This window comes from Gluconobacter sp. NFX36, from assembly GCF_049887835.1.
GTDB lineage: Bacteria > Pseudomonadota > Alphaproteobacteria > Acetobacterales > Acetobacteraceae > Gluconobacter > Gluconobacter japonicus_A.
The window spans coordinates 118125-131698 of the sequence record NZ_JAGEKJ010000008.1 but is presented as its reverse complement, the minus strand read 5'-3'; the positions used below and the strand labels follow the sequence as shown (position 1 = coordinate 131698).

The 13574-nt window shown below is 50.8% G+C and carries 10 protein-coding genes; 1 reads left to right on the top strand and 9 read right to left on the bottom strand.

What is annotated here, in order from left to right; translation table 11 throughout:
* Positions 1 to 3 precede the first annotated feature (3 nt).
* From J4P41_RS10160 to J4P41_RS10120, 9 genes are all read right to left on the bottom strand, one after another.
* Complete coding sequence (locus J4P41_RS10160) at positions 4 to 1461, bottom strand: carbohydrate porin (protein ID WP_010504743.1); 1458 nt, start codon at positions 1459 to 1461, stop codon at positions 4 to 6.
* Positions 1458 to 1868, bottom strand: a complete 411-nt coding sequence (locus tag J4P41_RS10155) for a GlcG/HbpS family heme-binding protein (protein WP_426067028.1) — start codon at positions 1866 to 1868, stop codon at positions 1458 to 1460. Before J4P41_RS10155 ends, J4P41_RS10160 begins: the two co-directional genes overlap by 4 nt.
* Before the next feature lie 104 nt (positions 1869 to 1972).
* On the bottom strand, positions 1973 to 3607 hold the full coding sequence (locus tag J4P41_RS10150; RefSeq protein ID WP_426067027.1) for a GMC family oxidoreductase: 1635 nt from the start codon (positions 3605 to 3607) through the stop codon (positions 1973 to 1975).
* A gap of 21 nt (positions 3608 to 3628) precedes the next feature.
* The gene (locus J4P41_RS10145; RefSeq protein ID WP_426067067.1) at positions 3629 to 5089 is read right to left on the bottom strand and encodes a cytochrome c; all 1461 of its coding nucleotides are present in this window, start codon (positions 5087 to 5089) and stop codon (positions 3629 to 3631) included.
* 18 nt (positions 5090 to 5107) lie between these two features.
* Positions 5108 to 5659, bottom strand: coding sequence for a sorbitol dehydrogenase family protein (locus J4P41_RS10140; protein ID WP_426067026.1), 552 nt, complete (start codon positions 5657 to 5659; stop codon positions 5108 to 5110).
* Between the two features lie 412 nt (positions 5660 to 6071).
* The gene (locus J4P41_RS10135; RefSeq protein ID WP_426067025.1) at positions 6072 to 7718 is read right to left on the bottom strand and encodes a TolC family protein; all 1647 of its coding nucleotides are present in this window, start codon (positions 7716 to 7718) and stop codon (positions 6072 to 6074) included.
* Positions 7715 to 9550, bottom strand: a complete 1836-nt coding sequence (locus J4P41_RS10130) for an FUSC family protein (protein ID WP_426067024.1) — start codon at positions 9548 to 9550, stop codon at positions 7715 to 7717. The genes J4P41_RS10135 and J4P41_RS10130 overlap by 4 nt, the downstream gene beginning before the upstream one ends.
* The gene (gene mdtN / locus J4P41_RS10125) at positions 9531 to 10580 is read right to left on the bottom strand and encodes a multidrug transporter subunit MdtN (RefSeq protein ID WP_426067066.1); all 1050 of its coding nucleotides are present in this window, start codon (positions 10578 to 10580) and stop codon (positions 9531 to 9533) included. Before mdtN ends, J4P41_RS10130 begins: the two co-directional genes overlap by 20 nt.
* Before the next feature lie 2 nt (positions 10581 to 10582).
* Positions 10583 to 10741 carry a hypothetical protein gene (locus J4P41_RS10120; RefSeq protein WP_234931137.1) on the bottom strand — a complete coding sequence of 53 codons (159 nt, stop codon included), beginning with the start codon at positions 10739 to 10741 and terminating at the stop codon, positions 10583 to 10585.
* Positions 10742 to 11160: 419 nt separating this feature from the next.
* On the opposite strand from J4P41_RS10120, the gene J4P41_RS10115 reads away from it, so the two are divergent.
* Positions 11161 to 13515 carry a TonB-dependent receptor gene (locus J4P41_RS10115; protein WP_426067023.1) on the top strand — a complete coding sequence of 785 codons (2355 nt, stop codon included), beginning with the start codon at positions 11161 to 11163 and terminating at the stop codon, positions 13513 to 13515.
* The last annotated feature ends 59 nt before the right edge of the window (positions 13516 to 13574 follow it).

The following is a 13574-nucleotide window of genomic DNA, read 5'->3' as shown; positions in this document are numbered from 1 at the left end:
AGTTTAGAAATTTGATGTTAACTGCCCACCAATAACCGCCGCATCTTTGAATGTCGTTGTAGCTCCCGGGCGTTGAAGATACTGAAAGTCGGCCTGTAAGGTTGTGCCGCGCATGATATGGGTGCTGTAAAATGCCTCGTAGACATTTTCCCAATTCTGTACCCCATAGACAGGGCCCCACTGATTAGCCAGAAAAGGAAGCCCAAGAGCCAGAGAGGATTCCTGCTGGAGGGAAACGGTGCGGCTCATGTCCATGTGTTGAAACATGATACCTGCCTGATCGCCACTGCGGTGCCAGGGCGTTCCACTTTCGACCGCGCCGATCCATTCATGGTCTCGCATGGCGACGAGATTGCCTTGCGCATATCCCACACCTCCAAGCAGAATGAGACCGTCCGTGATGCCAGGTCCGTTGCGAACCAGCATCTGGTCGAACATGAACCAGGCAGATGTCATTCCAGCTTCATAGCGGCGTTCCAGCCCTGTAGCCTGAAACGAATTTCCGTTGATGTCCTCATAGAGGTTGGGATAACGGGAGTTGTCGTACCAGGCACCAATCTTGTAATTTCCTCGGAGCTTGTTTTTGCCAAAAGATGGCATCCAGCCGATTTCAATCTGTGAAGAGACTTTTCCCAGACCACTCTGTGCCAAAGCCCAGCCGGATATCCCGCCATTGTAACTATGCGGAGAAACCGCGAAAACACCGCCCATAATGTAAGTTTCTTCGGTCGGTCGGAGACGCAGTACACCGCCAAGATTGCCTGAGGGCCAGTCACGACCGCCTGGAACATATTTCCCGGGCGCGAAGTTACTGCAAACAGAGACGTTCATGAAAGAGCAGGCAACATAATCGAAAGCAAAGAAACTACCTGTTGGAATATCACCCAATGACAGGATGATACGGTCATTCAGGAACGATTTATCTGCATACATGGAAACAAGATGAGCCACGACATTGCCGCGGGCGCCATAGATCTGTTCCGGGTTGGTGACTGAATCCCCAAGCGTATGGCTGAAGCTTCGCCCATGACCGTTAATCACGAGAAGATGAGTCCAAAGACCCTTGATTCCCGCAAGCTGTTGCCAGTCTACGTCCAGCTCTGCAGCGACCTGACCTGCAAGAACATTATCCCGTGTCCGGCCACCTGTAACATTGGCCATATATTCTTCGTTAAGGGCGACGTTCAGATACATGCCGTGTTTGGTCAGCCATGTCTGTGCACCTCCCCAGTCTCCGAAGAGATGAGGGTTTCCGTACAGAGATGGGACCAACGGCCCCACTGCGAATGTGCCGACGCCTTCCATCGCGAAAGCGCGGGATTTGTAAGAGTCAGGCGTAGAGAGGTTTTGAGACGTTTCGCTCTGTGCGAACGCATGACGGCTGGAGCCAACACTCCCGAAAACCGCACACAGGAAAAAAACAGCCAGTTTTTTCCTGTGCATGTGACGTCGGGTTTTCATTCCGTGGTCTTTGCCTTTGAGGTCTGCAGAAATGCAGTGACTGCGGACTGAGCCAGATGAGCGTCAGTTTCGCCTTCACCACCGCTGAGGCCAAGAGCCCCCACAAGTTCATTGTTCACCATGATCGGGTATCCTCCACCCGCGGGCAGAGCATTGGGGAGCGTGCTGATCATGTAATTCCCATTATTGAGGGCATGTTCCATGTCAGCAGTCGGGCGGGCGAAGGAAAGGGCTGTCTTGGCCTTACGGATGGCCAGTTCGATGCTTCCAAGTTGTGTGCCATCCATTTTTTGAAAAGAGACAAGATTTCCGCCGGCATCGACAATAGCGATGGCGACGCGGTTATGACTGGCAGTTGCCAGTTTCTTGGCTTGGTCGATGAGAGTATTGGATGTTTCCAGATTCACGGTCAAATCCTTTGCTGATGCGAGACCAGTCAGACTTGCTGATACGATGAAAATACTTAGAAAAGCGCCAATAGCGTGGCGTTGAAACACTGTGTTCAAAAGACTTACCCCTGTTTCAGGTCATTGAGAATGGCATCTGCCGCGCGTAATGACAGTGCGGCCATTGTTAACGTTGAATTGACCGTACCGGACGCTGCCATGGTCGCGCCTGTTGCAAGGAACAGATTGGAATGATCATGGGTCCGGAGCCATTCATCGACCACTGAATCCCGTGGATCGTGGCCCATGATAGTGCCACCGGTGATGTGGTTGTTGGGCGTAAAGTACGGAGTCATCTCGATTTCCGTACCGCCCATGGCTTTGGCGATATCCATCAGGCGTTGTCGTGAGATGGCAGCTGACTTCCGAACATACTCCCCAACATCGTAGGTGACTTCAGGATGTGGAATACCGAGAGCATCCTTATGGTCTTTGGAAAGAACCAGGCGGTTATTGGGGTCCGGGAGAACTTCATGGTTGGCATAAATGTCCACACCATGCGCCGTGCGACGGCGGATTTCTTCATCCAGCTTCTTGCCAACCAACCCCATGGACAGGGCTTTCATGCCGGCGCGGGAGTTCTGGGCCGTATTGTTGTAGCCGATCTGCGTGGCAGCATACTCCGAGCGGAAGTCGCCATCACGGAAGTTGGTGATGGAACTCATCTGGACTGAGCCTCCACCAGCCCAGATGGGTTCCGCAGACTGGAAGCTCATGCCGATGCCCGGATGGTCCATCATGTTCCGGCCAACAAGGTCTGATGAGTTGGCAATCCCATGAGGGTTTCGATCATTTGCCGCCAGAAGCAGCAATTTCGGTGTTTCGATCCCGTTTGCGGCGATCACGAATGTTTTTGCAACGACGCGATGGGACTGCTTGTCGGGATCATAGAAGCTAATCGCTGTGATGCGGTTTTTTGCATCTGTTTCCATCGCGTAGACGACAGCATTGGGAATAATTTTTGCGCCCAGCTTTTCCGCTTTTATTGCCGCGTATACGCCATTGTACATCGCGCCAATCGGGCAGATTGGCATGCAGTTGTTGTTACCACAGCATTGTGGTCGGCCATCATAAGGACGGCTGTTCCGTGCCTGCGGAACAGGAGTGTTTGAGAAACCGAGCTTGCTGACGATCTCCGTGAAAGTGCGGTCTCCATATCCGTAAGGCATGGAGGTCATCGGCCATGGATTTCTGCGAGGCGCAGACGGTGTAATCTCTTCGCCGTTTGGTCCCATCACGCCCATTTCGCACTCAGCCTCGTAATAGTAAGGCTCAAGTTCGTCGTAGCTCATGGCGTAATCGCGGCCCACGCCATATGTGGAATGCAGCTTGAAATCGTTGGGCAGGTACCGCCAGCTTGAAGCCGCCCAGTGCCAGGTTGTACCCCCGACGCCTTTGATGATTCCCTGTTTGTAAGCCGTCCGGTCCGGGCCTTTGACAATCAGGTAGTTATTGTCTGGGAAGTAGTTGGTATGCGGGGCCCAAGGTACGCTGGGGTAAGGTGTTGCATAATCATACTGGGACTTGTTGTCAGGCGGCATGTTCCGCCAGTTTTCTACGATCTGGGAGCGGTCCCGGCGGGGACCTGCATCCAGGAGCAGCACAGAAAGTCCGTTGCGGACGAGTTTGTGGGCGAGCAGGGAGCCGCAGATTCCTGCTCCAATGATGACGACATCAGCCGAAAGCGTTTCATTAGACATGATTTTGACCTTTGAATCTTATTAAGCGGAACGCTTTTTGCGACGGCTGATCAGCCACCAGAGGCCGCCTACCACCAGAATGGCTCCCAGGATGCCACCAGCTCCGAGAAGCAGCATCACGCCCGGGCTGGCGAGCTTGGCGAGAGGAACCTGCTTTCCGCCCGCTCGCACCTGTTTGACCGCATCTGCCGAGACCGTGGCCTGGGCATTGCCAAAGTGACTTAAAACGTAGTCCGCGATTGTGGCGATCTGCTCATCTGTCAGGGGCTGTACGAGAGAGTCTGGACCAAAAGCCGGCATCAGGATTTCGTGGTTATCCGTTGTGCGGTCCACACCGTAAAGAATACTGGCGATCAGATCATTTGGATTGAGCTGTCCGGTCGTCGTATTTCCTACGAGGGACGGATAATAACCGTCTTTGGACCCTTTACCGTCAGATTGATGGCAACTGGCGCACACAGCCTCGTAGAGTGCAGCACCATCGGTTGTTTTTGTCAGAGTACTATTGCTGCGACGGGAGTTAGCGTCAGCAACACTGTAACTGGATGGGCGGCCGGCATGCTCAAAATTAGCGACTGTTTGACCGCTTTCTGCCTTTGCTGGAACCGAACGCAGATATGTAACTATGGCAGAAATATCGGCATCCGGAAGATATTGTAGGCTATGCTCGATTGCTTCTGCCATTGGTCCTGCTGCACGAGCATGTGCGGTTTTTCCAGTCTGCAGATATTGGAAGAGATCTTGGTCGGACCAACTGCCAATACCGCTTTGAGGGTCATTGGTAATATTTGGCGCACGCCATGATCCTATGTCCGCACCAGCAAGATAAGCGGACTGATTGGGTGCTAGAAGAAAGTTACGCGGTGTGTGACATTCTCCACAATGGGCGAGCTCATCGACCAGATACCGACCACGGTTCCAGTCGTCATTGTGCGTATGATCAAAGACATAGGGTTTGCCTTCGATCCTTGCCGCAATTTTCCAAATACCGAGTGATGCACGAATTGAAAACGGGAAGGGGAGTTGCGTCTTGGGGGAAGGTGCATCTACGGGTTTTACTTCAGTCATGATGTAAGCGTAGAGCGATTTGACGTCTTCATCCGTCAGACGATTGTAAGCGTCATAAGGCATGGCGGGATACAGTTGCGCGCCATCGGCGCGAATACCGTGCCGGAGAGCCTTAGAAAACTGCTCCAGTGTATAGTTTCCGATACCGTGCGTCTTCGACGGCGTAATATTGGTTGAATAGATATTTCCCATTGGAGAAGAAATGGCATAGCCGCCAGCAAGAAACTGACCGCCCCGCCCATTGGTATGGCAGGCCGCACAATCAGCGGCAATTGCCAGATAATGACCGCGGCTGATGGAGGGGCGATGGGCTGAAGCAGGTGTTGGTTCTGTCGGTTGCGCCCGTACGTTCGTGCCTGCGAGAAGCAGAACGGTTGTCATGGCTGTGGCGGACAGAGGGCGAAAATATCGCATAATCACGGAATAAAGTCCTTAAAATGCCGGCATGACATCGACGGATGCGGGTTCTGAGACCCAGTAATTGGGCCCGTTATGAGCATATGTCGGAATGACCACGACATCGCGGGACGGTTGATACATGAGTGCTTTTTCGAAAGCGTAAACTTTAGCGTTTGTTCCGTCTTCGATGACACCTGAATACCACGCCCGGATAATCTGGAGGAGTGTGGGATGCAGGGGGTCATCTTTCATGGCTGCATCCAGTGCTTCGACATCCTGATAATTATTTTTAGTAATATGTTCGCGAAGAGCCTTTATTTGAGCAGAAAAATCATGCTTCTGAGCTTCAAATGCCAAGAGAAGTGCTGATCCGATATTGAGATCCAGATTTTTGTGACCGGTGGCAAAAGCGGAAAGCTGCATAAAATCCGAAATGCTATCGCGATTTGATGCCACAACGTCCTGAGTAGATCCTTTCGATGGGGTTCCAATTGCTGCGATTGTTAGGCAGGCACCGGAAAAAGCCAGAAGCTTTCTACGCGAAAGAAAGATTTGAACAGGGCCGGAATCAGCTATTTTTTCCAATGGCCTTCTCCTGAAGACATAATTTGATATGCGTGTGCCTCTTCATTCAAAATTTTCACGAATAACAGAAATGAATATTTTTTGTTTGGAATAACGCGATGGTGATTTTTCATTTTGTTACTGGTAACGTTTCCGAGATATTTATTATAAAATAATATATTCATATTTCTTGTTGATAAAAATTATCTCTAGTTGAGAAATTTCTAAAAAAAATTATTTTTAACTTATTTTTATTTTCTCAATTACTATTATTATCTTGTTTTAATATATCTTATAATATCTGTATCGTTAAAGAAAAATAAGAAATTTATTCTCTAAAGAATGTCATCAAGAAATAATTTTGAAATCACATCGTGTATTTCCATTGAGGTCCGGGGCTGCTCGCTTTGCTTAGGCAGATACCGGACGCAGTCTACAGTCCTTCATTTTGACTCAAGGATCCGGTCCCAAAAGCAAGGCTGGCCGCTGCGATCAAGGCTGCATAATACGCATCCGAGTGACTAAGCATCGCATCCAAATAAGCATTTTGCGAGATGCTGACTTGGGTCATTGATCCTACGCCACTCTGATATGCTGCTGTGGATGCCTTGAAACCCGTCATTGCAGCCGTCTCGAGCTTGTCGGATGCAGCATAGGCACTTAGGCTGGTATGCAGTGCATTTTCCGCAGCCACGATCTGCTTCACCGAGCTATCGATTGTCTGTTGTACTGTGGCTTCCGCACTGTCTGATTGGTCTTCTGCCTGCTTGAGGAGAGCCATTCGTGTCCCACCATCAAAAATGGGTACGGTAATTCCACCCAGGATCAGGCTGCTGAATGCATTACTTGAGAGGTTGAGGGTGGGAGGTGCTTCGCTTCCAACGCCTGGTACAGAGGAAAGTGCAAGTCGGCCTGTGGTATAGGCGACGTTCCCGGTCATAAAGATTTTCGGAAGGAACTCCCTTTTGGCGGCCTGAACTCTGCTTTTGGCGGCTTTTGCATGAGCATATGCTGCCAAAACATCTGGGCGACGTGAAACAGCCTGCTGGACGAGGGCATCCGTTAGTCGAATATCGTTCAGACCCAGAGGGCGCCCGGAAATATCCAGCGTCTCAAGTTTTGTGTTGGGCGAAAGCCCGATAGCATTCAGAAGCGCCAGTGCAGTATTCTGCTCGTCGCCTTCTGCTTGAACAAGTCTGAGCTCAGTTTGAGCTGTTGCCTGGCGCGCCTGGGTAACATCGACAATAGTTCCCTGACCCTGATGTAACCTGGCAATCGCGGCTGCTTCAACGAAGCGGGCATTATCTTGTGCTTTGTGCAGCAGAGCAACGCGGTTTTGTGCAGCAGCATGCGTATAATAGGCGGTCGTAACATTATAGATGATTTTCTGGTGGGCTGCGGTGAAGAGGATATTGGTCGCAATCTGTGCCTGCTCTGTGGCTGCGATGATCGCTTCACGTTTTCCGAAGTCGAACAAAAGCCATTCTAGACCAAGGGTCTGAATTTCGCCCGCTCCTGATCTGCTATTGCGGATACCTCCCAAGGCACTGTTCAGACCTGAATTGATAACGTCTCCTGCAACCCCACCATTATTGATGGAGGGGTTGGCCCCATCATTACGGCTATGATTGTAGCCGCCGACGACAGTTGCTGTCAGGCGGGGAAGATAGGTGCTCTTTGTGATGCCGACAGTCAGAGCGGCATCACGGGCAAGGTTCCAAGCGCGCCGTGTTTCAGGATTGGAGGACTGCGCAATATCGATCAGTTCAGACAGGGAATAAGCATGTCCAGTCTGGAAACCCAACTCGGAAGCTGGTGGCCGAACATGAATTTTCTCATTGGAAGGGAGGCTATATCCCGGTGGGACAGTCAGTGTGTGCGGACCTGGTTTGCCGGGTACCAATTCTCCTCCCACTGCGACATTAGGCTGCCAGGGACGATCAGGCCGGCCTGGAGCCGTATCGAGAGCTTGCGTAGCACAGCCAGACAACAGTAGCGGCGTCAATAAAAACCAGAGGCGACTAGAGGGCGGTCTGGAAGACGATACAAGCTGCAAGAAAATTTGAGGCGAATAGATCATGAGATAATCTGTTTCAGTCTTGCGATGCGATTGGAAAGATCAGTTTTCTCAGAAGTGATGAGCAGTTCTTCAGTGAGATTTGCCGTATCATCAAGAGCTTCTCTGGCAGCCCAAAGGCGGGGCTGTTCTGCGCGCATATGGAGCGGCTCAGACATGGCATACTCAAGTGTTCGCTCGCTTTCGGCCAATGCTGCCTGACTGCTGATAGCAGCCTGGACTTTATCCTGAATGGCTTGCGCCTTACCTTGCTTCTTCAGGCACTCTGCCAACTTCCGGAGGCTCGACCCGAGATGGTCATAGGCACTCGAAGGCCAGAAACTGGTGAACATCATATACGTGATAAAATTCCCAAGCATGATACCGACAATGCGGTCTCGTGCGGTGGCCATGTCAGCGGTTGGGCCATAGCCTTTCAAATCCGTTAGATAAAAGGCCAGACCTATCTGAAAACCAGCATAGGCAATCCGTTCGTCCCCTGTCTTGATCCACGCGGCAATTAGGGAGACGACGAAAACCAATATCAAAAAGCCGGTGATGTCATTCAGATGTGGCATGATCGCAATGATGGAGACGATCCCCAGGGTTCCTCCCATCAGAGCGCCTGTAATTCGTAATGTGAGCTTTGAAATCATTTCGCCCATTGTAGGAAGCGCTACGATGAAGCAGGTGATGATACAGGTATGGATACCGGGCCAGTCCAGTACTTTGAAGGTCAGATAGCTTAGCATCACCGCAGCGGTTCCTTTGACTGCGAAACGGACATGGTCAGGGTTGCTAAAGGCATCTTCTGTAAAAAAGCCGGATTTTTTCGGCTTGGATGGCGTTTCATTGTAAGCGGCAGATGGGGTTGTAAAATTCGGCAGAAGATTGGCCATCGCTTCTAGAATGGGTTGCTCGGGCTTTATGACAGGTCTTTGAATATCTGTAGGATAATCGCCGTCTGAAAAAATATCCGCCATGCTTTCAAGAGTTTTTACAAGACGACTGGACGGTTCTTCTCTCAGGGATGTTCGGCTCGCATGATCGGCAAGTGCCAGAATGGCAAAACTGTTGCTGGCAGCCTGTTTCAGGCAAGCCAGATCATGGGTAGACCAGATTTTTTCAAGTGCAGCCATTCTGGCAGACTTCATCATCCCTGTCGTACCGTCTCTAAGCAGAGCAGTAGCCCGTTCACGTGTCTGGAGGCCAGGGGTCTGAAGAAGAGAGGCGGCCACGCGGAGCCGGGCAGCGATGTCGTCTGTAAGGATTTTTTTTGGGGATGGGCAAATCAGAAGGCCCAGTACGATCATGACAGCCCCGGGGATGGCCAGAAACAGATCCGTATAAAGGAGTGCGCGTGTTACGATTTCCCCTACGGGAACCTGATCGATCGCCACCAATCCGTAAACTGTAATCAGACCCAGCATATAGGCTACGGGTTTGAGTTTGCTGGCTGACCCCAGGAAAAAGAAACTGAATGACAACAGGGCAATAACGATTACCAGTCCCATGGGATGATCAAGCGTCACGCGGACCAGACCGTAGATGACCAGAAGCAGGACGAGGATGAGCACATTGACGGCGATCCCGGCTACTGCATTGGTGACGCGGTCTTTCTGCCAGAGTGCCATTGTTACGAGAGCCGGAACTGCCAGTTCGGGTACCTGCCAGATTTCTCCAATCAGAACGGTCGTCGTGCAGGCTGCGGCCATACGAAGGGCATATCCAAGGCGCCCAGGCGATTGATCGCAGATTAGTCGCCAGATCCGGGCCATGGCCAGTCCTGGCATCATCTGTGCGTTAGGAAGGGGAGAGGGCGCGCTCGCCGCCGTATCAGGGACAGGCTGCGCCATGCCGGATCTCCACAGTCGCTGTAGCGCCGAGCCTTAGAAGATGTGGATTTGTTTTTTCCAACCTGATACGGACCGGGAAGCGCTGGGCGACGTGAACCCAGTCCATCTGACGCGGGACGACAGGTAACGATCGGGCAATACCAGCAGAGTCTACGGATAGAACACCCCAGCCAATACTCTCGACATGTCCTCGTAGGGGAATATGTCGATCAATCATGGAATAAACGGTCACACAGTCATTAATCTGCACGGAAGAAAGATTGATTTCGCGAATGTTGGCAGTCGCGTACCATTCATCATCGGAAATCAGCGTGAAAAGAACCTGGGATGGCGCGAGAACTTCGCCTTCTTTGACGCGTAGGCTGGTAACATACCCATCGGTTGGGGCACTCACGACGGTCTGACGAAGTTCGTATCTGGCATGATCGAGAGCTGCCTGGCTAGCATCCCGTGCAGCAAGAGAGCTTTTCAGATTTCCAATTGCCGTTGTTGCCGCAGTTGATTGATTTTGTGACTGCGAAAGTGAGACTTCAGCGTCATGCAATGCGACACGGGCCTGATCATACTGCTGCCATGGAATATAAGATTGTCCAGCAAGTGGTTTTAGTCGCTCAACTGTACGTGCGGCCAGATCGCGGTTGGTTCTGGCACGAACGACCTGATCTTCCGCTGTAGCTGCGTTCGATGTCTTGATACTGAGTAGGCGTGTCTGGTTTTCAACTTCCGCATTGGCGAGATCCAGATTGGCCTGAGCCTGTCGGACGATCAGTTCGTAAGGTTCCGGATCGAGCTGATAAAGGACTTCGCCTTTATGGACATGCTGATTGACGGAAACGCGCAAGTCCTTCAACCGGCCGCCAACTGTAGAGGCGATATGGACCACTTCTGCATCAATGCTCGCGCTGTCGGAGGAAGGGTGAGTGCTGTCTTCATGTGAGACATGGATGCCAAACAAAAGAGCCGCGCTCACACAGAGAACTGCAATGATGATACCAATTGGCTTTGTATGAGAGATACGAGTGCGCTGCATCATCAGGGACCAAACACCAGCGTCCACACCGTCAGCGCAGCGATGACGCCCAGAGCCATATAAGTAAAAAGCCGAAAGCTGAGGTTGGCATCAATTCCGGTTAGAAGAAATACCACTCGCAATCCCACAGCGACTGCCACACCAATAAGCCCACAGACCATCCATCCTGGAAAGTATGCACCGGCTACAGGAAAAGAGGGGGCTCCCTGAAAGGAACATCCTTCACTTGCAAGTAAAGAAAAATATGGGATGAAAAAACGCAGCCGAATATATCTCATGGTCAATGTCAGAGCTTTCTGCGTTTGAAAAACGAGAGAGCAAATCTATCACATTCCTTTTCAAACGCTACTACGTCGGCATGGTAGTCAATCAATTTTCGTCATTTGAAGTGTCTTTTGGATCATCAGAGATGAAGAGATTGTGAAGACCTCTGCGTGAGGGGCACATCCCGATAGCGTAGTTGAACCTAGGGAAAATCCAGTACAATTCTGGCTATAAAAATTTTTGTTGCGAATGATTATCACTAAAACTATATGGGTGTCATGTTGTGAAACATCAGCTCACATAAAAGAGGTTTTTGGTGACAAATTCATTGCGTACGCACATCACGTCTCTTTCCATTGCTGGTACTCTTTTAATGTCTTCGCAGGGTTATGCCGCAGCGCCTGAGACACACGGTCAAAAGCCAGATCGAAAACCTGACACATCAACGCGGCATTCAAAGGAGACTGCGGATATTGAAGGGTCAGATGTCGAACATCTGACAGTGCAGGGACATGGTTTTAACACCATGCATCAGGCTCTTGGGCTCTCCCGCATGCCGCAGGATGTGATGCATACGCCGCAGAACATCAATGTTGTGCCGCAAGCTCTGATGCAGCAGCAGAATGTCAAATCTCTGGATGAGGCTCTGAGGAATGTGCCGGGCGTGACTACGTCCATCGGTGAGGGTGCTGGTGGAATGAACGGGGATCAGTTTCTGATCCGTGGATTTCAGGCACAGAATGATATTTACGAAGATGGCCTGAGAGATTTCGGCGTTTATTCGCGTGATTCATTCAACTTTGAAAGTGTGTCTGTCATCAAGGGGCCATCTTCCGAAGTCTTCGGAAATGGGACGACAGGCGGCGCGATTAATATGGTGACCAAGACGCCTGGCTTGAAAAATCATTACTCGGCTGATTTTTCCGGAGGGTCAGGAAGTTATTACCGTGGCACCCTGGATATGAACCAGAAAATCAATGATTCTACTGCTTTCCGGATTACTGGGATGGGGGATGAACATAACGTTGTAGGGCGGGATTATATCTTCTCCCATCGCTGGGGTGTTGCTCCGTCCCTTGCATTCGGTATTGGAAAAAGAACGACGCTGGTTCTTCAATACATGCATCAGCAGGAAAATTCTGTTCCTGATTTCGGTGTTCCCGTCGTTACGAAACCGGGAGCGAAATATGGCCAGCCCATCACGGAATATGGCATCCGTCGTACGAACTGGTACGGCACCGATAACGATCAGAACGCCACAAATGCCAACATGGAAACCGCACGCTTCAGCTTTAAGCTGAACAAACACATCACGTTTTACGATGATTTGCGGGGAGGAGAATATTTCCGCTCGTTTGCAGCCTCGAAAGCGACCTGTGACACGACTTGCGTGAATAATTACTTCAATGGAGATGCATCAAAGGCTCTTGTTGCGCGCTCTGGTCCTAGCGGGGCGGGAAATGGCACCGGAGCAGGAACATACATGGCGCCGTTGCCATATGAACAGACGAGTTGGTCGGTACAGAATGTCGGCTCGATGGTTGCGGACTTCCATACTGGCTTTCTTCGGCATCAGATTGTGACTGGGTTTGATATTGAGCGTGTTAATGATGTTCGATCACAGTCGACTTATCTGAAACCAAAACCCTATGCGAGCCTTGTTAATCCCAATCCGCATGTGGGTAATCTTGAACTGGTTCCAGGGGACCTGAACCCCGGAGGACTGGTTTCTCTGGGATCTCTGGGCGCAAAGTCTCATAGTAATGGGTATGGGTTTGATACTGGTCTGTTCTTTTTCGATCAGGTCTGGTTTACCAAGTGGCTTTCTGTGAAAGGGGGCTTCCGTTGGGACCGCTGGCAGACGAGCTACAACCTGACTGGCGGAAACGTCGCTAAAAACCCCGATCAACACTTTCATGATGTCACAGGCGTTTTTAACCCTAATGCAAGTCTTGTCATCACGCCGGATGCGCATCAGACCTATTATTTTACATGGGCTAATTCGACGACCCCTATGGGAATGTATGTCACCAATGGGTCTGTACCGATCCGGCCAGGAACCAATTCCTTTGCGAGCCCGGAAAAGGCACAGCTTTACGAACTTGGTGCCAAGTACAGTATTTTGCATGACCGTTTGGGTCTGACAGCATCGCTGTTCCGGCTGGACAAGGGGAATGCATTGAATGCTGATCCTGTGACCGGCGAAATTCAGGGCTCTTCTGATCGGCAGCGCAATCAGGGCCTGGAGCTTTCTGTCGGAGGTGTCATTCTACCAGGATGGAATATCTCTGCGACCTATGCTCTTTACGACAGTAGTACGACGTATTCTGCCACCAAGGCGAACCGCGGCAAGAATGTTCAGTATGTGCCGCATAATCAGGCGACACTCTGGTCAGCATATAGTGCTTTCCCGAACAAACCTTACAACCTAACAGTGGGTGGAGGACTGACATGGCGTGAGCATGTCTGGCTAAATGCAGCCAATACCTTGCGCGCTCCGGCAAATCTGGATTTCAGTGCCATGATTTCCCATCGATTTAACCAGCATTGGAAAGTTTCCATGAATGGCTACAATCTGGCAAATAGACTGAATTACCAGAGTCTTTTCTCAAACCGAGCAACGCCGTCTGCAGGACGTATGTTCCTGGGTGAAGTTAGCGTCGCATACTGAGAGAATATTTTCTAAGTAATAATAAACCCACGATTATGCACGCGTGGGTTTATTATTTT